The organism is Halogeometricum pallidum JCM 14848 (genome assembly GCF_000337095.1).
GTDB classification, from domain to species: Archaea; Halobacteriota; Halobacteria; order Halobacteriales; family Haloferacaceae; genus Halogeometricum; species Halogeometricum pallidum.
The window spans coordinates 36,623-57,255 of sequence record NZ_AOIV01000010.1; the positions used below are offsets into that span (position 1 = coordinate 36,623).

The following is a 20,633-nucleotide window of genomic DNA, read 5'->3' on the forward strand; positions in this document are numbered from 1 at the left end:
ATACTACCTCGTTCGCGTCTCCTTCATGAGCCGACCGGTCGCGCCCCGTGCGACCGGCGCTTTTCTCCGCTCCGAGCGGCCGCGCTATCGACGCGCCGCGCGGTCGAAGACGACGTCGAAACGCGCGCCGCCCCAGCGGCTTTCGCCGACGCCGACCCGCCAATCGTGCGCGTCGACGACGGCGGTGACGATGGCCAGACCGAACCCGGTCCCGTCGGCGCTGCCGGTGACGCCGTACTCGAACACCGAGTCGCGGCGGTCCGGCGCGATGCCGGGGCCGTCGTCCGCGACGTAGAACCCCTCGTCGGTGCCGCCGATTTCGACCGTCGCGTCGTCGCCGGCGTACGCCTTGGCGTTCTCGAAGAGGTTCTCGAAGAGCCGACAGAGCCCCTCCTCGTCGGCGGACACCGTCTCCGGCGGGTCGTCGAACGTCAGCGCTCTGCCCTCGGGACCGGCTATCTCCCACGCCCGTTCGGCCGTCTCCCGGAGCGGAACCGACGTCCGCTCGATGCCGCGGGCGCCCTCGCGTGCGAGCGTCAGCGTCTCGTCGATGCGGTCGTTCATGCGCAGGAGCGACTGGTAGGCGGTGTCGAGGTGGGGGTGCAGGTCGCCCGGGTAGCGCGCGCGGGCGATGTCCAGTTGCGCGAGGGCGGCGCTGAGCGGGTTCCGGAGGTCGTGGGAGACGCTGCTCGCGAAGGCCGTCAGCCGCTCGTTCCGCCGTTCGAGCGACCGCGTCTCCGACCGGTAGTCCGTCACGTCGCGGACGACGACGGCGTAGCCCTCGTCGTCGGGGACGTTCGGCGACATCGAAATCTCGGGGGCGCTCTCGTCCGGTTCCAGCGACGTGACCGCGACGTGGGCGTCGTACGCCTCGCCGCCGGCGTCGCGGGCGACGCACTCGACTTCGATTCGGCCCGACGCGTCGGCCTCTTCGAGGAGCGTGCTCGCCCGGACGTCGGCGTCGAGGACCACGTCCAGGTCGGTTCCGCGAGCGCTCGTCCGGTCGTAGCCGGTGAGTCGGCGAGCGCTCGCGTTCCAAGTGGTCACGTCGCCGTCGGCCTCGAGGAGGACGACCGCGGCGTCGACGGCGCGTTCGATGAGTTTTCGGTAGTCCTCGTCGCTGCTCTCCCCGGTGGCGCTCCCGAACGTCGGGAGGGTCCGCTCGTCGCTCACGGCACTCCTCTCGCGAGCGGGGGTCGTCGGGCGTTGCCGTCGATGAGCGCTGTGCGGGGCCATCGTCTCCGACCGTTCGCCGAAGCGTGGGGGTCCGACGCGCCCGGTCCGCGTCCGAAGGGCATCGAATCGTCCAAACCGAGGAAACATCGTACCGTATATTTTACGGCTGCTCCTGCCCTCTAACGGCACGTTGAAACCCCACGACCTTGTCTCTCCGATATGACCGACCTCGGAAAGGTGGACCGAGCGTTCTTCGACCGTCACGTCTTCTCGAACCTCGGCGCCGACCGCGACGACGTCGCCCTCGGCCCGGCCCACGGCGTCGACTTCGGCCTCCTGAACCTCGACGGCACGGCCGTCGCGATGGCCACGGACCCCGTCTCCGTTCTCCCGGACCTCGGCCTCGCCCGCGCCGGTCGATTCGCCCTCGATTTCGTCCTCGCGGACGTTGCCGTCTCCGGACTCCCGCCGTCGCATCTCGCCATCTCGTTCACGCTCCCGCCCGAGTTCTCCGACGAGGCGTTCGCGGAACTGTGGACCGCGATACACGAGGAGGCCGAGGAGTTGGGCGTCAGCGTCGTCACCGGCCACACCGCCCGCTACGCCGGGTGTTCGTTCCCGTGGGTCGGCGGCGCAACCGCCCTCGCCGTCGGCGACCCCGCTGACGTGATTCGCCCCGACGGCGCTCGCGTCGGCGACGACGTCCTCGTCACGAAGGGGCCGGCCGTCGAGGCGACGGGCCTGCTCACGACGCTGTTCCCCGAGCAGTTCGACCTCCCGCCCGAAGCGCTCTCGGAGGCGCAGTCCCGACTGGACGAGGCCGCCTGCGTCCGGGACGCGATGACCGCCGCGGCCGTCGGCGGCGTCCGCGCGATGCACGACGCCACCGAGTGCGGCCTGTTCGGCGCGTTCAACGAAGTCGCCGACGGCGCGGGCGTCCGTCTCGACCTCTCCACAGAGGGGATTCCGCTCCGCCCGGGCGTCCGCGAGACGTGCGAGTACCTCGGCATCGACCCCTGGGCGGCGACGACGGGCGGGACGCTCGTGCTCGCCGTCGATCCCGACGCGACCGACCGCGTCGTCTCGGCGCTCGAATCCGAGGGGACGCCCGTCGGCGTCGCGGGGACGGTGCGGGAGGGGTCGGGCGTCGTCGTCGACGGCGAGACGGTGCCGCACCCGGACGTCGACCCGTCGTGGGCGGCGTACGAGGAGTTAACGCGGCGCGCGGAGGAGTGAGTGAACCGGACCGACTTCGTGAAGCTCTCCGGCCTCGCGTTCGGACTCATCCTCCTGAGCTTCGTGATTCTTGGCTTCTCGCGCATCGTCCTCCCGTACCGCACCGCGCGGCTGCTGTCGGCCCCGACGACGGCCCTCGCCGCGGTGCTCGTCGCCTACCTGTTCGTCCGCGCGGTGCTCGCGTGGCTTAGCGTCTGGCGCATCGAGCGAACGTGAGCGGGCGCAGCCGTCCGTTCAGAACTCCCCCAACCGCTCGGCGACCCGGTCGAACGCCTCGTCTGCGGCGTCCACCTCGGCGGCGAGGCTGAGGAAGCCGTGGACCATCGCGGGGTAGTGCTGGTGGACGACGCCAACGCCGAGGTCACGGAGTCGCGCGGCGTACCGCGTCCCCTCGTCGCGGAGCGGGTCGAACCCCCCCGTCACGACGCACGCGGGCGGCGTCGCCGCGAGGAGTTCGTCGTCTGCCAGGGCCGGCGCGGCGAACGGGCTGTACCGGTCGACCTGACTCCGGAGGTAGTGGTCGCGGAACCACGCCATGTCGGCGCGCGAGAGCAACGGCCCGTCGGCGTTCTCCTCGTAGGAATCGGTGTCGAACGTCTGCGCGAGGATGGGGTAGAGGAGGAGTTGACCCGTCGGCGTCGGCACCGGATCCATCTCCTCGCCGTCCCCCTCGTCGCCCCCGAGCGACCCGGCGTGCTCGCGCGCCCACTCGTAGGCGGCGACGGCGTCATCCAGCGGTTCCGGGAACGGATGTTCGGGGGCGAGTCGGTAGTCCACGCTGACGACGAGGCGGCCCGATCGGTCGGCGAGGCGCCGGCAGATACCGTCCGCCGAACCGAGGGTGCCGAGGGTCCACCCGCCGCCGTGGTAGAACACGAGAACGCCGCGCGTCTCCGACGGTTCCGGATGGTACGTCCGCACCGGAATCGGCCCGCGCGGCCCCGGTACTGCGAACTCCCGAACCCGTTCGACGGCCGGCGGATCCGTCGCCGCGAACGCCTCGTCCTCGACGGTCCGGGCGCTCTCGACCGACAGCGAGTACCACGGCGGCAACCCCGCTCGCTCGAACGTCTCCACGGCGTCTCGGACCTGCGGGTCTAGCTCGGGCGCGTGGCGCTCCATACCGGAGGGCCGCGGGGCGCGAAGAAAAAACGGCCGGACGGCGGCGAGAGGGGAGGGAAGGTCTTTGCGCCGCGCGGCGAACGGGGGGCCATGGACGACTCACGCGACTCCGCCGACGCGGACCGGCGGACCGCCTCGGCCGACGACCCGCCGACGCGCGCCGACGCCCGCGAACTCGACCGGACCGACCCCTTGGCGGACCTGCGGGACCGGTTTTTCCTGCCCGAGGGCGAGGCGTACATGGACGGCAACTCGCTGGGACTCTGCTCCGCGGACGCGGTGGCGGCCCTCGACCGGGCGGTCGAGCAGTGGAAGACGCTCGCCGTCCGCGGGTGGACGGACGCCGACCCCGAGTGGTTCACCTACGGCGAGCGACTGGGCGACCGACTCGCCTCCCTCGTCGGCGCCTCGGGCGAGGAGGTGGTCGTCGGCAACTCCACGACGGTCAACATCCACACGCTGATCGGGACGTTCCACGACCCCGACCGCGGGGAGAAAATCGTCGTGAACGACCTCGATTTCCCGACGGACCACTACGCCATCCGCGCGCGACTCCGGGCGGCGGGTCGGGACCCCGACGACGCCCTCCGCGTGGTCGAGAGCCGAGACGGTCGCACTATCGAGGAGGCCGACGTCGTCGCCGCACTCGACGACGACGTGGGGACGGTCTTTCTCCCCTCGGTGCTGTACCGGAGCGGCCAACTGATCGATATCGAACGCATCACCGAGGCGGCCCACGACGCGGGTGCGCTGGCCGGGTTCGACCTCGCGCACTCCGTCGGCGTCGTCCCGCACGACCTCTCGGCCGCCGGCGTCGACTTCGCCGTCTGGTGTCACTACAAGTATCTCAACGCCGGACCCGGCGCGCTCGCGGGCCTGTACGTGAACGAACGGCACTTCGGCGTCACGCCGGACCTCGCCGGGTGGTGGGGCCACGAGAAGGAGACGCAGTTCGAGATGCGGCGGACGTACACCCCTGCCGACTCGGCCGGCGCGTTCCAGATAGGGACGCCGCCGATTCTCTCGGCCGCGCCCCTCGACGGCGCCCTCGACGTGACCGAGGACGCCGGCATCGACGCCCTCCGCGAGAAATCGCTGGCGCTCACCGACTTTCTCATCGGCCTCGTCGACGACCGACTCCCCGACTGCGAGGTGGGGACGCCGCGGGAGGCGTCGCGCCGCGGCGGCCACGTCGCCGTCGAACACCCCGAGGCCTACCGGATCTCCGAGGCGCTGAAAGACCGCAGCGTCGTCGTCGATTTCCGGCCGCCGAACGTCGTCCGAATCTGCCCGTCGCCGTACTACGTCGGCTTCGAGGACGTGTACGAGGTGGTCGACCGCCTCGCGGGGATTCTCGCGGACCGAGCGTACGAACGCTACGAGACGCGCGGCGCCGGGGTGACCTGACTACCAGTCGATGACTTCTTTGTCGCGCCAGAAGTAGCCCGACGGCGCCCCGGCCTCGAAGCGCGAGAGCCACACGGGCGTCTCCGCGCCGCGTTCGACCGAGCGGTCGGCCTCCTCGCCGCCCATGTCGGTGCGGACCCATCCCGGACAGACGGAGTTGGCGATGAGGCCCTCGTCGCCGTACTCGCCGTCGAGATACTTCGTGAGACCGTTCAGCCCCGACTTCGAGACGCGATAGGCGGGCGACCCGCCCGACTGCTCTTCGTTCAACGCCCCCATCCCGGAGGAGACGTTGACGATGCGGCCGCCCTCGTCTTGGAGCAGGAGGGGGACGGCGTGCTTGCAGACGAGCATCGGTCCGCGGAGGTTCGTCGACAGCGTGCGGTCGACATCGTCCATCGACTCCGCGACGATGTCTCCCTCGCCGCCGGAGACGGCGGCGTTGTTGACGACGATATCGAGGCGGCCCGCGGCGGAGAACACGTCGTCCGCGGCCTGCGAGACGTCGCCCTCCTGCGTTACGTCCACGAGGAGGTGGGTCCACTCCTCCGGCACGTCGTGGGTGATGCTCCGCGTCGCGGCGAACACCGTCGCTCCCAAGTCGTGCAACCGCTCGGCTATCTCGCGGCCGAGACCGCGGTTCGCGCCCGTCACGAGGGCGACCTGTCCCTCTAGGGAGTCGTACACGTCGGGGTCCGGAACGTCCTCACTCATCGGGTCGGGAGAGGAACCGGCGCCGCAAGGGGGTTGCGTTCTCGGCTCGCGTCACAGGCTCACCCGCGCTGAACGACGCGGAGTTCCTCGAACGCCGCGCCGGTCCAGCGGTAGGCGTTCAGGCGGCCGTCGGGGTGACAGAGCAGGTAGACGTAGCCGGTCCAACTCGCCCGCGCCTCGTCGGTTGGACTCGGATGCGGGTCGCTCTCGGGGTGACTGTGGTAGAAGCCGACGACGTCCAACCCCTCGGCTTCGAGGGCGTCGATGGTCTCGACGGCCGCCGCCGGGTCGAGTTCATACTCGGTCCGCGGGTCGGGGGCGACGTTGGGGACGGGGTCGGCCCTCGAGACGGAGTCGGAGTCGGACGGGCCGGACTCGTCGGACCGACGCCGGCCGGCGAGGACGCCGCACACCTCTCGAGGCGGGTCGGCGGCGGCGCCCCGGCGGGCGTGCCGCAGAACCGCCGCCTCGGCGTCGGCGGCGACGCGGAGTTCCTCCCTACTCGTCTTCGAAGTCACGGCGCATGGCTATCTCGAACCACGGGCACAGGCGGAGTTGCCGGTACCACTGCGGGTGCTCGTGGAGGTGTTCGTAGTCCACCCACAGCAGGCCGGCTATCTCCTCCTCGTCGGGGTCCAGCGTCGCGTCCTCCAAGGTCACCTTGAGGACGGCGCAGACTTCCCACTCCAACCCGGCGTTCTCGTAGTAGCGCTTGTACTCGAATTTGTCCGTCACGCGCAGGTCGCCGTACTGGTCGGGAGCGATGCCCAGTTCCTCTTCGAGGCGCTGCTTCGTCGCGTCGACCTGACTCTGCCCCTGCACCGGGTGGGAGGCGACGGTGCCGTCCCAGCAGGTGTCCCACAGGCGCTTGTTCGGCGCGCGCTGTGCGAGGAGCAGGCGCCCCTCCCCGTCGAAGACGAGGCAGGTGAACGCGCGGTGTCTCGTCCCGTCCCCGGTGTGGGCGTCGAGTCGGTTGACCAGTTCCTGCTCGTTGTCGTCCGCGTCGACGGCGATGACGTCCTGTGCGGCGTTCTTGTGGAGTTCGGCCTCCTCAGCGGCGTCCGCAGCGGGATTCGCCCCCTCGTCCGTGCTCATACCGTGGGCAACGGCGAGGTGGGTCAAGGACTCTTCGATGCGCGGTGACCCGGACGGCGGCTCAGGCGTCGTCGGGCCGACCGGGTCGGGTGGAGTCGACCGGAGAGGGGTCGTACGCCTCGCCGACCGCGAACCGCATCGCGCCGGGGCGCGCGTCGGCCCGCAGGTGCCGCCCCTCGACGAACTCGCCGTCGAGGCTGAACTGCCGCGGGACACTGGCGTCGATTTCGAGGTGGTCCACCTTCTGACGCGTGAGGTGCGAGGCCCCCCGGCGCAGGAATCTGTCCACCGCTCCATCGGTGAGGTAGTTCAGCCCCGGGCGGTTCCTGACGACGACGACGTTCAGCAGACCGTCCTCCATGTTCGCCTGTCGCATCCCCTCGCCGGGGAAACACCGACCGTTGCCGACCAGCAGCATCAGCGCCTCGCCGGTCCAGACGGGGTCGTTCCGCGGACCGGCGCGGACGTCCAACTGCAACCCCTCGAACGTCCGCGTCCGCTGGAGCGTCGAGAGCACGTAGGCGAGGACGCCGAGTCGACGCTTCGCCTCGGGGGAGGTCCGCGCGCTCGCCTCGGCGGTGAGTCCGCAGGCGCAGGAGTTCAAGAACGGACGCGCCGGCGTCTCGCCCAGCGCGTCGGCCGACTCCTCGGCGGTCCAGCGGACGCTCCCGAGGTCCAACCGCCGTCGGCGTCCGTTTTCCAGCACGTCGAAGGCGTGTTCGACGCCGCGGACGGCCACGTTGTCGGCGAAGTCGTTGCCCGTCCCGCAGGGGACGACGCCGAGCGTCGTCTCCCCGAGTCGTCCCTCCCTGTCGACGCCGCGGACGACTTCGTTCAGCGTCCCGTCCCCGCCGGCGGCCGCGACGACGGACGCTCCCTCGCGGGCCGCCTCGCGCGCGAGTTCGAGCGCCTCGTCCTTTCCGTGGCTCTCCCGCACGTCGTAGCCGCGCTCCTCGGCTATCGTCCGCGCGCGGTCGCTCCGTCTGCCGTCGCCGCTCCGCGGATTGAGCACGAGGATTCGGTCGGTCACGGCCGGTGGTCCGGGGCAGAAGAACAAAGTCGTACCGACCCCTCGAACGGATGTGTTCGCCGTCGACCTTCACACCCACTCTCGTTTCTTCCACTGGTCGCCCGGCCGGCCGACGCGTTTCGACCCGGTCGGCCTCTCGCTGTCCACCCTCGCGGCCCGCCTGCGCGGACTGGACGCCGTCGCGGTGACGAACCACGACTACGCCTACACCTCCCAGCGGCGGTTCCCGACGATTCCGGGCATCGAGGTGTCGACGACGATGGGTCACCTCCTCGTCGTCGGTCCCGACCCGCCGAGTCGGACGCGGGCGGGCGAGTTGACGCCGAGCGAGGTGGTCGAGGAGGCGCACGACCGCGGCTGTGCGGCCGTCGTCGCCCACCCCTACCGCAACAGCAGCCTCCGGGACACCGACGCCGACTTCGACGCCGTCGAACTGAACGGTAAGAACCCCGAGCACGTGGTGCAGACGCGCGAACTCGCGGAACGACTCGGTCTACCGCTGACCGGCGGCAGCGACGCGCACTACCCGTTCGAGGTCGGGCGGGCGTACACGCTCGTCGACGCCGACGAACTCACGCCCGCCGCCGTCGCCGACGCGATTCGGGGCGGGGAGACGGAGGCCGTAGTGAATCTCAACCGATTCGAGGAGGAACTCGACCGGGCGTACACCCGCATCCACCACGCGAAGGGGGCGATGGACGGCGGCGGGTTCAGCCCGCAGTAGGCGACGAATCCAGGCGGTGGGAGCGGCAGGCGACGCGGGCGCGAGCACAAGTGCGAACGCGAGCGAGCGCCTATCGCTCGGACCGGACGCTGTCGACGACGCCCCGTAGGTAGCCGACGGTGAACCCGCGCGCTCGATGGCGCCAGTCGTCGTCGCCGACCATCTCGGGGACGTGGTCGGGGATGACGACGCCCTCGTAGCCCACCTCGCGGAGCGTCCGGACCACGTCGGGTGTGTGGAAGTTCCCCTCGTCGACGAACGTCTCGTGGAACGCCGGGACGGTTCCCGCGACGTCGCGGAAGTGGACGAACACGATCTGGTCGCGTTCGCCGAACCGCCGGAGCACCGCCTCCACGTCCTCGCCCATCTGCGAGAAGCAGCCGAGACAGAGCTTCAGCCCGTGGTTGTCGCTCGGGACGAGTTCCATCGCCCGCTCGAAGTTCTCCACGTTCCTGAACAGTCGCGGAATACCCCCGAGCGACTCCAGCACGGGCGGGTCGACCGGGTGGAGGGCGAGGCGGACGCCCGCCTCCTCGGCCACCGGGAGGACAGTTTCGAGGAACCGCTCGTAGTTCTCCCAGAACTCCGCCTCCGTGTAGGCACGGTCGAGGCCGGGAGCGAGTTCGTCCGGATTCTCTATCTCGTCGAGGTCGAACGCCGTCCCGACCGCCCCGCCGCGGAGTTCGACCGGTGCGGTCCGCATCGGGACGACCCCGCGGGGGTTCCACTGGTAGCCGAGAATCGGGACGCCGGCCGACCCGAGGTTCCGGACGAGCGTCGTAATCCGGTCGAGCGCGTCGTCGGCCCCCTCGCGGTCGAACATGACGTCTCCGTACAGCGAGTACGGGAGCGACTGGACGCCGGTGAACCGGAGTCCCTCGCCCTCGATTCTCGCCTTGACCGCTTCGAGTTCCGCCGCCGTCGGAATCGAATCGCGCCCGACGGCGATGGTGTCGGTCCCCTCCCGGTCGTTGAACTCGTCGGGTTCCTCCTCGGTGTCGGCGTGGTCGACGAAGACGTCGGTCGCGCCCAGTTGGCGGATGAACCGCAGGCGGTCGGTCGAGAGGCTTCGGGTCCGGACGCCCACGCGCACGCCCCCGTCGGCACCGTTCGTCAGTTCGTCCGTCATGTCTCCCCGTGACGGGGGCAGTCGCAAATCACTACTGGTGCGGGCCGCCGGTCGCGGGGCGTCGGCGTCGAACTCGACGTTTTTCGCCCGAGCGCTCGACCGCCGGGGGGACCGCTACGGACTCCGACCGAGGCGTTCGTCCAGAATCAGCCGCGTCTTCGTGCTCTTGACCTCGTCGAGTTCGCGCGCCTTCGTGATGAGTTCGTTCACCGCGCGCGTGTCCGCGGCGTCGACGACGAGCACCACGTCCTCCTCGCCCGACACCTGCCAGACGAAGTCCACCTCCTCCCACTCGGCCATCAGTTCCGATATCCTCGTCGTGTCGACTTCCACTTTGACCGACACCTCTATCATCGCCTTGATGTTGCCCGTGCGGGTGGAGATGGTGAACCGTTCGATGACGCCGTCGCTCGTCAGGCGTTCGACCCGGTTCCGGACCGTCCCTTCGGACGTTTCGACCTGTTCGGCTATCTCGGTGTAGGGGGTCCGCGCGTCCCGCCGGAGGATGTCGAGAATCTGCCGGTCCAACTCGTCCATGTCTCCCCTGCCGTCCGCACGGACTTACCGATTACGAAATTCGTAACTCAGCTTCGAAAGCAACATTTATAGACCCGGATTCCGTGTGTTTCTCGTAATGTCGGACGCCTACCTGGCTCTGGAGGACGGCCGCGTCATCGAAGCGCGCGGACGTGCTTCGGGACGTACACGTGGCGAACTGGTGTTCACGACCGCGTACACGGGATACGAAGAGAGTCTCACGGACCCCTCCTACGAGGAGCAGGTTCTCACCTTCTCGTACCCCCTCATCGGAAACTACGGCGTCCGAGAGGAGCGGTTCGAATCCGACCGCATCCACCCGCGCGCCGCCATCGCCCGCGAGTTCACCGACGACGTCGTCGAGTGGTTCGACTCGGAGGACGTGCCCGCCATCGACCACATCGACACCCGCGACCTCGTGACCGCCGTGCGCGAGGAGGGGGCGATGAAGTGCGGCATCGCGGTCGGCGACGACGTGACGCCCGAGGACGCGAAGGAGGAACTCGCAAACTGCAAGGGCATGAGCGAGCACACCGAAATCGGCGCGCAGGTCAGCACCGTCGACCACGAGACGTACGAGGGAGGCGGCGAGACGGACGTCGCTCTCGTCGACTGCGGCGCGAAGATGTCCATCGTCGACTCGCTGAACGAACGCGGCGCAGACGTGCACGTCCTGCCGCACGACATCGACGCCGAGACGATAGAAGCGCTCGACTCCGACGTGCTGTTCATCTCGAACGGCCCGGGCGACCCCGCGAACTTCACGCAGGCCCAGTCGCTCGTCGAGGAGTTCGTCGGCGAGATTCCGCTCGCGGGTATCTGTCTCGGCCAGCAGGTCATCGCGCGCGCCCTCGGCGGCACCACCGAGAAGATGGCCTTCGGCCACCGCGGCGTCAACCAACCCGTCCGCGACCTGAACACGGGCAAGGTCGTCATGACCACCCAGAACCACGGCTACACCGTCGGCAAACCCGGCGACCTGAACGTCACGCAGGTCAACGTCAACGACGACACCGCCGAGGGACTGGAGAACGACGACCTGAACGTCATCACCCGCCAGTACCACCCGGAGGCCCACCCCGGCCCCAACGACTCGCTGGACTTCTTCGACGACGTCCTCGCGATGACCGAGAACGAGACGAAAGCCGTCGTCTCGGACTGAGTAGGCGCGTCGTCTCCCCCATCTGAGACGCCGTCTACCAGGCGGCCCCGCGTTTCCATTTTCGAGGACGTCTTCGCCTCTCCTCACGGACAGTCTCTCACACCAGCGTGCAGACTCGTACACGAGACGTCGGTTTTGGTTCGTGCCACCATCCAACACATTCATGGTAAAACGTGTCGTTTGGAACAGTCGAACCACAGCCATGCACGTCGAATTCGACCACCTGTCCGTTGAGAAGGAGGGGAGAATCGCCCGAATCACCCTCGACCGGACCGAACGGCTGAACGCCTTCCACTACGACGCCGTGCGCGACCTGGACGCCGTCTCCCAGTTGCTGGCCAGCGACCAGAACCTCCGATTGGTCACCATCGAGGGTGCCGGCCGGGCGTTCTGTACCGGCATCGACCTGAAAGACCTCTCGGCCGACGAGATTGACATGAGCTACCACCCCCCGTGGGAGCGAGCGCTGCGTCGCTTCGAGACGATGGAGCCCCTCGTCCTCTGTCTGATTCACGGCTACGCGCTGGGCGGCGGCTTGCAGCTCGCGCTGTCGTGTGACATCCGCGCCTGCACGCCCGACGCGAATCTGGGCCTCCCGGCCATCAACGAGAGTATCATCCCCGGACTCGGGACGTTCCGCCTCCCCCGGTACATCGGCCTCGGGCGGGCGAAGCGGATGGTCATCCTCGGCGAGAACGTCGACGGCGAGGAGGCCGAACGGATCGGCCTCGTCGACCACCTCGTCTCGGAGGACGGAATGCACGAGGAGTTCGAGGAACTGGTCGACCGCTACACGCGGGTCAACTCGCAGGGGGCGCGCCTCTCGAAGCAGGCGATGCTGACCTGTTTCGATCAGGACTTCGACGCCTTCCTCGAGCGCTACCTCGACCTCCAGACGGAGGCGATGACGGGCGAGGACTTCGAGGAAGCGACCAGCGCGTACGCGGAGGACCGAGAGCCAGAGTGGTCGTAGATGGACGGTAAGCCAACGTCGCGGCCGTCGCCGCGGACGAACGCCGCGGCGGGCGTCGAGCACCTCTCGCAGGCCGACCTGCGGGTCGAGACCCACCAGGTCGTGACCGCGGAGGGAACGGTCGACGAGGCGCGCGTCCCCGACCTGGCGGACGCGCAGTTCCGCGACCTCTATCGGTGGCTGGTGCTCCAGCGGACGTTCGACGAACGGGCGACGAAGCTCCAGCGCCGGGGACAGTTGGGAACGTACGCCTCCGGCCGGGGACAGGAGGCGAGCATCGTCGGGAGCGCCTTCGCCCTCGCGGACGACGACTGGATCTTCCCCGCTGGGCGGGAGGCCGCGGCGCTGCTCATGCACGGCGTGTCGATGCGCGACCTCCTGCTGTACTGGCGCGGCGTCGAGGACGCCTCGCGGATGGAGGGGGCGAACGTCTTCGGCGTCGCCATCGCCATCGGGTCGCAGATGCCGATGGTCACCGGGAAGGCGTGGGGTATGCAACTGGCCGGGGACGACGCGGTCGCCGTCGGCTACTTCGGCGACGGGGCGACGTCGACCGGGGCGTTCCACGAGGGGGTCAACTTCGCGGGCGTCCTCGAGGTGCCGGCCGTCTTCTACTGCCAGAACAACCAGTACGCCATCTCCCTCCCGTTCGCGGAGCAGACCGGCGCAGACACGGTGGCCCAGAAGGCGCTCGCGTACGGCGTCGACGGCATTCGGGTCGACGGCAACGACGTTCTCGCCGTCTACAACGCGGTGTCGACGGCTCGGGCGCGCGCCCGCGAGGGGCGCCCCGTCCTCGTCGAGAGCGTCACCTACCGCCGCGGGGCGCACACGACCAGCGACGACCCCACGCGGTACCGAGAGGAGGAGGAAGTCGAGTCGTGGGCGGCGCGTGACCCGCTCGACCGCTACCGCACCTTCCTCGGACACCGCGACCTGCTCGACGGCGTCGACGAAGTGGCCGTCCGCGAGGAGGTCGACGCGATGTTCGACGAGGCGGTCGCGGCCGCAGACGACTACCCCCTCCGCGACGTCGACGAGATTTTCGTCCACCTCTACGAGGAACTGACGCCCGAACTGGCCCGACAGATGGAGTGGTACCGCGACTTCCTTGACGACCATCCGGAGATGGACGAGTACGTCCACCAGCGGGAGCGCGGATGACGATGCCCCGCGAAACCATCGTTCAGGCGGTCAACGACGCGCTCCACACCGAGATGGCGGCGGACGACCGGACGCTCGTCTTCGGCGAGGACGTCGCCCGTTCGGGCGGCGTCTTCCGGGCGACCGACGGTCTGCTGGAGGCGTTCGGCGAGGAACGGGTGCGCGACACGCCGCTGTCGGAGATCGCCATCGTCGGGGCGGCCGTCGGCCTCGCGACCCACGGCTACCGCCCGGTCGTGGAGATCCAGTTCTCCGGTTTCCTCCCGCCGGCGTTCGACCAGCTCGTCTCGAACGCGAGCCGCATCCGCTGGCGAACCCGCGGACGGCTCACCGCGCCGATGGTCGTGCGGACGCCGTACGGGGCGGGCGTCCGGGCGCTCGAACACCACTCCGAGAGCCTCGAAGCGGCGTACGCCCACGTCCCGGGACTGAAGGTCGCGATCCCCTCGACGCCCGCCGACGCCAAGGGGTTGCTCACATCGGCCATCCGCGACCCCGACCCCGTCCTCTTCATGGAACCGAAGCGGGTGTACCGGTCGTTCCGCGAGGAGGTCCCCGACGGCGAACACGCCGTTCCGCTGGGCGAGGCCGCCGTTCGACGGGAGGGCGCCGACGTGACCGTCGTCTCGTGGGGAGCGATGATGCACCCGACGCTGGAAGCCGTCGACGAACTGGGCGTCGACGCCGAGGTAGTCGACCTCCGGTCGATCTCGCCGCTCGACCGCGAGACGCTGCTCGCGTCGGTGAGGAAGACCGGCCGCTGCGTGGTGGTCCACGAGGCGGCGAAGTCGGGCGGGTTCGGCGCCGAGGTCGCCGCGACCGTGGCGGAGGACGCCCTCCTCTACCTCGAAGCGCCGATTCGGCGGGTGACCGGCTTCGACGTCCCCGTCCCACTGCTCTCGATGGAGGATTACTACCCCCCCCAGCCGCCGCGGATCGCGGCCGCTATCGAGGAGACGGCGGAGTTCTGAAGCCGGACGGTCCGCCCTCCCGCGTCGACGGTCGGTCTTCCGCCGTCGGCGAACTACCGACAGCCGTCCCGACGCCCCGCCCGCTACTCGGGGTTCACCAGCGACTCGTCGGTCAGGTCCGCCGCCATCACGAAGTCCGGACCGTCGGCGATTTCGGTGCGCGCCTCCGCGACGTCGCTGACGTGGCGGGGCGTCTCGGGGACTAGCAGGCGGGTCGTGTCGACGCCCCGCGCCCCCGCGTCGCGGGCGACGGCGTCGAGGAGCGACCGACAGGCGGCGCGGTCGTCCCACTCGCCGACGCCGTAGATCGCCACCCGCCCGGCCGACTCCCCGTCCGTCTCGTACTCCCGCGCCCTGAACGCTATCCCGCCGGTCCCGCCGTCGTCGACGACGAACAGGCCGTCCGCGCTCGCCGCCTCCCGGAGCGTCCCGCGGGTGAGTTCCGAGAGCGCCCACGACTCGACCGGCGACATCGCCAGGCCGCGGAGGCGCGACCGGGCGTCGCTGTCGGTCCAGTAGCGCCACGCGGCCGCCGGGTCGTCGTGGACCGGGAGGTCGGGGGCGGCGCCGGCGTCCGGTTCGGGGTGGACGAACCGGAACTCGGCCGCGGGGTCGAAGCCGTTGGCGCGGGCGTGACCCAGCCCCATCACGTTCCAACTGAACACCATCCCCCGGACGACGGTCGCGCCGCGCTCGCGGGCCCACTCGAACCCCGCCCGGCTCAGTTTCGACCCGACGTTCCGGTCGCGAACCCGCGGAGCGACGCGCAGTCCCTGTCCCCACGCCTCGTCGTCGGTGAGCATGACGACCTGGCTGAGGCCGACGGCGGCGTCGCTCCCGTCGCACGCGACGAACGTCCGTCGCCGCTCGTCGTTCGCCCGAACCCACTCCTCGAACACTCGCGGGAGGTAGTCCTCGCGGCCGTGATCGCTCCAGGTGTCGCTGGTGAAGTCGGCGACCGCCGCGGCGTCGTCGAGTCGGGCCTCCCTGATCCGGACCCCGTCGGTCACCCGTCGAACCCCGTCGTCGGCTTCGGTTCGCTTGCTTCGGCGTTCACGGCCGCCGTTCGGGCCGGCGGCGGCTAAACGTTGTGCCGCAGTGGCAAGGGGAGAACGGACCGGAAAAGAGTCGACGGGAAGCGAAGAGAGTCGAAGAAATCGAAACCCTACTCCCAGGGGACCGACCGCTCCTGCAGTTCGCCCGCGAGGTCTCGACCCATCGCGCCGGCCGGGTCCTCGAGATTCGCCAGCGCCCACATGAGTTTCACCTTCGCGGTGCCGGGCAGGGTGTCGCCCGCCTCGACGACGCCCGCTTCGAGGAGGTCACGGCCGGTGTCGTACACCCGGTCGCAGACGCGGCCCTCGATGCACTGCGTCGTCATCGCCACGACGGTACCCGACTCGACCAGTTCTTCGAGGACCGGGATGAACTCCGTGTGGACGTGGCCGAGACCGGTCCCCTCGACGACGAGGCCGTCGAGGTCCCGCCCGCGGAGGAACTCGGCGTAGGCGTCGACGTCCATGCCGGGCGTGAACTTCAGGAGGTCGACGTTCTCGTTCAGGTCCGGGGCGGCGGAGAAGTCGGTCTCGCCGCGGTCGGCGTGGTCGCGGCGGAACGTCACCGTCTCGGACTCGTAGTCCACCTCGCCCAGCGGTTTCGCGCCGACCGTCTCGAAGGCGTCCCGGCGGGAGGTGTGGTTCTTCCGCACGCGCGTGCCCCGGTGGAGCGCGCAGACATCGTCGGACTCGGAGGCGTGCATGCACACCATCACCTCCGCGCAGTCGGCCGTCGCGGCCTCGACGGCGCAGACGGCGTTCATCACGTTGTCCGAGGAGGGGCGGTCCGCCGAGCGCTGACTGCCCGTGAACACGACGGGGACGGGCGTGTCGAGCACGAACGACATCGCCGCCGCGGTGAACTGCATCGTGTCGGTGCCGTGCATGACGACGATTCCGTCCGTGCCGGCCGCTATCTCGTCCTCGATGGCGGACGCGAGGTCGCGCCACACCTCGGGCGTCATGTTCTCGGAGAGAATGTTGGCGACGACGCGCCCGCGGTAGTTCGCCCGACCCGCGAGGTCCGGGACGGCCCGAAGCACGTCCTCGGCGTCGAACTGCGCGGTCACCGCGCCCGTACGGTAGTCGACGGTGGAGGCGATGGTCCCGCCCGTCGAGATGAGCGAGACGGTTGGCAGGTCGTCGTCGAACGCTATCTCGGAGGTGCTCGACTCCGACTGGGCGTCCTCCACGTCGTACACGTCGGTCTCCAGTACGTCCACCTCGGCGTCCGCGCGGTCGACGCCGACGTTGTAGCCGCCGTCGAGTTTGACGACGAGATGCTCCGACGTCGACGACGGCATCAGGACGCCCTCGTTCGTGACGCCCGCGCGGTCGACGCGGACGCGGTCCCCTGGGTTCATACCGCGAGGTACCGCCGGCCCGGACTTGAAATCTCCCTTTCGGCCCGGTCGACCCGGGTCGCTCGAGCGCCCGGCCGCGGGCGGCGCAAGAGCCATGCCCTCGGCGCGCCCACCGACGCACATGCAACGGACCGACGAGCGAGACCCCTCCACCGTCGACGTCCAGTCGGACGCCGACGCCGGCGTCCAGGGGCGACCCGGCGCCGAGCGTTCGCCGAACGCCGCCGGGTCGGCCGGCGGTTCCGATTCCGCCCTGTTCGCCCCGAAGGCCTTCCTCGGTATCCTCGTCGCGTCGTTCGCCGGCGCGGTCCTCGGCGGCGGCATCCCGGTGGTCGGCCTCTTCGGCCGGTTCCTCGGTCTGCTCGCCGTCGGCTTCGCGGTCGGTCTCCTCTCCGGACGCCGTCGGTACCTCGAAGTCGGAGTAGCCGGCGCAGTCGTGTCGGCGCTTCTGCTGGTTCTGAGTACGATGTTCTCCCTCTTCGCGCCGTTCGCCATCGACCTCGTGGCGCGGTACGGACTGGCAATCGCGGGCGTCGGGGCGGGCGCGGGCCTCCTGGCCTCCGTCGTCGGCCACTACTTCGGCCGCGACCTGCGCGACGGTCTGACGCGAGAAATCTGACCGGAACGCGACCCGACGCTTTCGGTCCCGCCGCTACGCCACGGTGCTGCCGGCGACGACCCAGCCCTCGCCCTCCTCGCGGACGAGGAGTCCGCGTTCGGCGAGTCGGTGCACCGCCTCGTCGACGGCTTCGTAGGAGGCGTTGAGTTCGCGGGCGACGCCCTCGATGGTCTGCTCGCCGCGGGCGACGGCCGCGAGCGTCTCCGCGTGAAAGCGGCTGTCGGCGTCGGCGCCGATGCGGTCGGTCAGGCGGTCCAGGACGCTCGTGATGCGGCCGTGCACCCAGCGCTGCGCGAGGGAGAGTTCGTTCTCTAAGTCCCCGAGATGCCCGAGTTCCTGCGCGAGTTCGTCGAGGTCTTGGGCCTCCTCGCGCGGGATGTCGAAGGAGAGATGCGGACAGCGGCCGCTCATATCGAGATTCGGACTCGCGGGGTAGGCGCTCTTCGCCCCGAATCCGTACGGGGAGACGTTCACCTCCAAACGCAGGTTGCGTGTGATGTGGAAGTACTTGCGGCGCTGGTCGTCGGTTCGGCTCTCGATGAGACCGGCTTCCTCCAGTTTCCGCAGGTGGTCGATGACCGCTTTCGGACTCACCCCGAGGTACTCGCTTATCTCGGTGACGTAGCAGGGCTTGTGCGACAGCAACCGGAGGATGCGCCGCCGGTTCTCGTTACCGAGTAGATCTAGCAGTACCGCGGAGTCCATAACCATAGGTAAATCACGGGACGTGATGAGGTTTACTGACTGGTCGACCCCGATTCGGACCTCAGCGTCGCGTTGCCGTGCCGGCCGACGCCCCCTCGTCCGCCCGGTCGAACATCCACGCGGCGAGCGCCACCGACCCGAACGACAACGCGACGGTGATAGCCGCGAGCAGGGCGCCCGCCTCGTAGCGAAGCGGCGGGTAGAAGCCGAAGCCGTAGTCGTACACGTCGTTGACGAGCGCCAACGCCAGCGCCAGCGCCAGCGCCGTCGTCGTCGTCTTCCCGTAGTACGGGATGGCAACCGCCTCGACGAGGAAAAAGAGGTGCGTCAGCATGATGCCCCAGTACTCCCAGAGCAGGTCGGGCGTGAACCCGACGTAGAGGTCCGGCCGGAGGTTGAGCGCGACGGCGGTCCAGACGCCGTACTTCACCAGCCAGACGAACGCCAGCGTGTGGACGACGGCCAGGAGGCCGTTCGTCGGCGCATCGGTCACGCGTTCGCCGACGCGCGGGGCGAGCGTCACGAACGAGAGCGTCGCCAGCGCCAGCGCCGTCGGCGAGTCGCCGAACAGGGGATAGAGCAGGGAGCTGATATCGCGCAGCGACGGGTCGGAGTGGACGTAGAAGCTGACGCCGAGGAGGAACGCCGAGGCGTTGACGAGGAGGAGCCATCCGAGACTCGGCCCGTTACCGAGGTAGTACTGCACCCAGCGGTCGGGGACGGGACGTCTGAGCGTCCGTCGCGAGGAGCCGTCGGCCATCGTCCCCACCCACGACGGGGGGTCGAAAGAAGGTGTCGCGTTCCCCTCTTTCGGACCCCCGTCTGTCGACCCGCACCCGCGACTCGTCCGAACGACCGTGAACGACCGTTCGGGCCAAGCGAAGCCTAATTACCGCTTGCCGCCGTCGCTTCGGACATGCAGGCTGCGCTCGTCATCCTCGACGGCTGGGGGCTCGGAGACCACGACAGACGCGACGCGGTGAAGGCAGCGGACACGCCGAACTTCGACCGCCTCGCGGGCGCCGGCGCGTACGGGACGCTCGACGTGTCGGGGCGAAGGGTCGGCCTCCCCGACGGGCAGATGGGCAACAGCGAGGTGGGTCACCTCAACATCGGCGCGGGCCGCGTCGTCAAGCAGGCGTACACCCGCATCGAGGACGCCATCGCGGACGGCTCCTTCTTCGAGAACGACGCGTTCGAGTCCGCGTTCGACCACGTCGGCGAGACGGGCGGTCGGGTCCACTTCATGGGCCTCGTCAGCGACGGCGGCGTCCACTCCGAGCAGGGGCACCTCCACGCGCTCGTCGAGATGGCGGCGGACAGGGGCGTCGAGGCCGTCACGCACGCGTTCATGGACGGGCGCGACACCGACCCGCACGGCGGCGAGGACTACCTCGCCGAACTCGAAGCCGTCGCCGAGGACCACGGCACGGGCGACGTGGCGACGGTGTCGGGCCGATACTACGCGATGGACAGAGACGAGAACTGGGAGCGCACGCGCCGCGCGTACGACGCCATCGTGAACCGCGAGGCAGAACACGAGGCCGCCTCCGCCGTCGACGCCGTCACCGAGTCGTACGACCGCGGCGACACCGACGAGTTCGTGGAACCGACGCTCATAACGGATGGGCCCGCCCTCCACGACGGCGACGCGGCGATATTCTTCAACTTCCGACCGGACCGCGCGAGACAGCTTTGTCGGATGCTCACGAACACGGAACCCGACTGGGAGTTCGACACGAACGCCCCGGAGATTCGCCTCGCGACGATGACCGAGTACGACGAGACGTTCCCCTTCCCCGTCGCGTTCCCCCCGCACGAACCGCAGGACACCCTCGGCGAGACGCTGTCGAACGCCGGGAAGACCCAACTTCGCCTCGCGGAGTCCGAGAAGTACGCGCACGTGACGTACTTTCTCAACGGCGGCCGCGAGGTGGAGTTCGACGGCGAGAGCCGGAGGATAATCGAGAGCCCCGACGTGCCGACGTACGACCTGAAACCGGCGATGAGCGCCGAAGAACTCACCGACACCGCCATCGAACTCGTCAAGTCCGACGACCCCGACGCGATGGTGCTCAACTACGCCAACCCCGACATGGTCGGGCACACGGGCGTCTTCGACGCCGCCGTCGCGGCCGTCGAAACCGTCGACGCGCAACTCGGCCGCCTGGCCGAGGCCGTTCGGCGGGCGGGCGGGCACCTCCTCGTCACCGCCGACCACGGCAACGCCGACGACATGGGGACGCTCGAATCCCCGCACACCGCGCACACGACCAGTCCCGTGCCGTTCGTCTACCTCACGCCCGACGGCGACGACGGCGGCCGGACCGTCCGCTCCGGCGGGTCGCTCTGCGACATCGCGCCGACGATGCTCGAACTGATGGACGTCGAGCAACCCGAGGCGATGACGGGGCGGTCGCTGCTCGAATAAGCTACCGGCGGTTCGATAT

At 69.6% G+C, this 20,633-nt stretch carries 22 protein-coding genes; 10 read left to right on the plus strand and 12 right to left on the minus strand.

Features of this window, described 5'->3' with window-relative positions; genetic code table 11:
• Positions 1-84: 84 nt before the first annotated feature.
• Entirely contained in the window at positions 85-1,173 is a 1,089-nt protein-coding gene (locus tag C474_RS06020) for a PAS domain-containing sensor histidine kinase (protein WP_008384924.1), read from the minus strand.
• Between the two features lie 222 nt (positions 1,174-1,395).
• Here C474_RS06020 and C474_RS06025 point away from each other — a divergent pair, with 222 nt between their 5' ends.
• Complete coding sequence (locus tag C474_RS06025; protein WP_008384925.1) at positions 1,396-2,412, plus strand: AIR synthase family protein; 1,017 nt, start codon at positions 1,396-1,398, stop codon at positions 2,410-2,412.
• On the plus strand, positions 2,413-2,628 hold the full coding sequence (locus tag C474_RS06030; protein WP_008384927.1) for a hypothetical protein: 216 nt from the start codon (positions 2,413-2,415) through the stop codon (positions 2,626-2,628).
• Between the two features lie 18 nt (positions 2,629-2,646).
• Here C474_RS06030 and C474_RS06035 read toward each other — a convergent pair whose 3' ends face one another.
• The gene (locus C474_RS06035) at positions 2,647-3,534 is read right to left on the minus strand and encodes an alpha/beta hydrolase (protein ID WP_008384929.1); all 888 of its coding nucleotides are present in this window, start codon (positions 3,532-3,534) and stop codon (positions 2,647-2,649) included.
• 90 nt (positions 3,535-3,624) lie between these two features.
• On the opposite strand from C474_RS06035, the gene kynU reads away from it, so the two are divergent.
• Positions 3,625-4,941: a kynureninase gene (gene kynU / locus C474_RS06040; RefSeq protein WP_008384931.1), complete on the plus strand. Its 1,317-nt coding sequence runs from the start codon at positions 3,625-3,627 to the stop codon at positions 4,939-4,941.
• Here the strand turns inward: kynU and C474_RS06045 are convergent, their stop codons facing one another.
• The 4 genes from C474_RS06045 to C474_RS06060 all read right to left on the minus strand — a co-directional run bounded on the left by C474_RS06045 (position 4,942) and on the right by C474_RS06060 (position 7,780).
• Entirely contained in the window at positions 4,942-5,655 is a 714-nt protein-coding gene (locus tag C474_RS06045) for an SDR family NAD(P)-dependent oxidoreductase (protein WP_008384932.1), read from the minus strand.
• Between the two features lie 59 nt (positions 5,656-5,714).
• Positions 5,715-6,173 (minus strand): desampylase, encoded by a 459-nt coding sequence (locus tag C474_RS06050; protein ID WP_008384934.1) that lies wholly within the window; start codon positions 6,171-6,173, stop codon positions 5,715-5,717.
• Positions 6,154-6,750, minus strand: coding sequence for an NUDIX hydrolase (locus C474_RS06055; protein ID WP_008384936.1), 597 nt, complete (start codon positions 6,748-6,750; stop codon positions 6,154-6,156). The genes C474_RS06050 and C474_RS06055 overlap by 20 nt, the downstream gene beginning before the upstream one ends.
• Before the next feature lie 61 nt (positions 6,751-6,811).
• A complete protein-coding gene (locus tag C474_RS06060) occupies positions 6,812-7,780 on the minus strand; it encodes a diacylglycerol/lipid kinase family protein (protein WP_008384939.1) in 969 nt (322 codons plus the stop codon).
• A 52-nt stretch (positions 7,781-7,832) separates the two neighbouring features.
• On the opposite strand from C474_RS06060, the gene C474_RS06065 reads away from it, so the two are divergent.
• On the plus strand, positions 7,833-8,504 hold the full coding sequence (locus tag C474_RS06065) for a PHP-associated domain-containing protein (RefSeq protein WP_008384941.1): 672 nt from the start codon (positions 7,833-7,835) through the stop codon (positions 8,502-8,504).
• A gap of 70 nt (positions 8,505-8,574) precedes the next feature.
• Here the strand turns inward: C474_RS06065 and C474_RS06070 are convergent, their stop codons facing one another.
• Together C474_RS06070 and C474_RS06075 are read right to left on the minus strand one after the other, a co-directional pair.
• Positions 8,575-9,633, minus strand: coding sequence for a mannonate dehydratase (locus C474_RS06070; protein ID WP_008384943.1), 1,059 nt, complete (start codon positions 9,631-9,633; stop codon positions 8,575-8,577).
• Between the two features lie 114 nt (positions 9,634-9,747).
• A complete protein-coding gene (locus C474_RS06075) occupies positions 9,748-10,170 on the minus strand; it encodes an Lrp/AsnC family transcriptional regulator (protein ID WP_008384945.1) in 423 nt (140 codons plus the stop codon).
• A 97-nt stretch (positions 10,171-10,267) separates the two neighbouring features.
• On the opposite strand from C474_RS06075, the gene carA reads away from it, so the two are divergent.
• The 4 genes from carA (at position 10,268) to C474_RS06095 (ending at position 14,440) form a co-directional block, all read left to right on the plus strand.
• On the plus strand, positions 10,268-11,332 hold the full coding sequence (gene carA, locus C474_RS06080; protein ID WP_008384947.1) for a glutamine-hydrolyzing carbamoyl-phosphate synthase small subunit: 1,065 nt from the start codon (positions 10,268-10,270) through the stop codon (positions 11,330-11,332).
• Between the two features lie 202 nt (positions 11,333-11,534).
• On the plus strand, positions 11,535-12,305 hold the full coding sequence (locus C474_RS06085; RefSeq protein WP_008384948.1) for an enoyl-CoA hydratase/isomerase family protein: 771 nt from the start codon (positions 11,535-11,537) through the stop codon (positions 12,303-12,305).
• Complete coding sequence (locus C474_RS06090; RefSeq protein WP_008384951.1) at positions 12,306-13,469, plus strand: thiamine pyrophosphate-dependent dehydrogenase E1 component subunit alpha; 1,164 nt, start codon at positions 12,306-12,308, stop codon at positions 13,467-13,469. It begins immediately after the preceding gene.
• 2 nt (positions 13,470-13,471) lie between these two features.
• Positions 13,472-14,440, plus strand: a complete 969-nt coding sequence (locus tag C474_RS06095; RefSeq protein ID WP_008384952.1) for an alpha-ketoacid dehydrogenase subunit beta — start codon at positions 13,472-13,474, stop codon at positions 14,438-14,440.
• A gap of 83 nt (positions 14,441-14,523) precedes the next feature.
• On the opposite strand, the gene C474_RS06100 is transcribed toward C474_RS06095, so the two are convergent.
• Both C474_RS06100 and gatD read right to left on the minus strand, forming a co-directional pair.
• Positions 14,524-15,450, minus strand: a complete 927-nt coding sequence (locus C474_RS06100; protein WP_008384953.1) for a GNAT family N-acetyltransferase — start codon at positions 15,448-15,450, stop codon at positions 14,524-14,526.
• Between the two features lie 155 nt (positions 15,451-15,605).
• The gene (gene gatD / locus C474_RS06105; protein ID WP_008384955.1) at positions 15,606-16,859 is read right to left on the minus strand and encodes a Glu-tRNA(Gln) amidotransferase subunit GatD; all 1,254 of its coding nucleotides are present in this window, start codon (positions 16,857-16,859) and stop codon (positions 15,606-15,608) included.
• 121 nt (positions 16,860-16,980) lie between these two features.
• Here gatD and C474_RS06110 point away from each other — a divergent pair, with 121 nt between their 5' ends.
• Positions 16,981-17,478 carry a hypothetical protein gene (locus C474_RS06110; protein WP_008384956.1) on the plus strand — a complete coding sequence of 166 codons (498 nt, stop codon included), beginning with the start codon at positions 16,981-16,983 and terminating at the stop codon, positions 17,476-17,478.
• Positions 17,479-17,511: 33 nt separating this feature from the next.
• Here the strand turns inward: C474_RS06110 and C474_RS06115 are convergent, their stop codons facing one another.
• Both C474_RS06115 and C474_RS06120 read right to left on the minus strand, forming a co-directional pair.
• The gene (locus C474_RS06115; protein ID WP_008384959.1) at positions 17,512-18,183 is read right to left on the minus strand and encodes an ArsR/SmtB family transcription factor; all 672 of its coding nucleotides are present in this window, start codon (positions 18,181-18,183) and stop codon (positions 17,512-17,514) included.
• 61 nt (positions 18,184-18,244) lie between these two features.
• Entirely contained in the window at positions 18,245-18,943 is a 699-nt protein-coding gene (locus tag C474_RS06120) for a DUF1405 domain-containing protein (RefSeq protein WP_008384960.1), read from the minus strand.
• 156 nt (positions 18,944-19,099) lie between these two features.
• Between C474_RS06120 and gpmI the strand changes: the two genes are divergently transcribed.
• Positions 19,100-20,614 (plus strand): 2,3-bisphosphoglycerate-independent phosphoglycerate mutase, encoded by a 1,515-nt coding sequence (gpmI, locus tag C474_RS06125; RefSeq protein WP_008384962.1) that lies wholly within the window; start codon positions 19,100-19,102, stop codon positions 20,612-20,614.
• Positions 20,615-20,633: the final 19 nt, after the last annotated feature.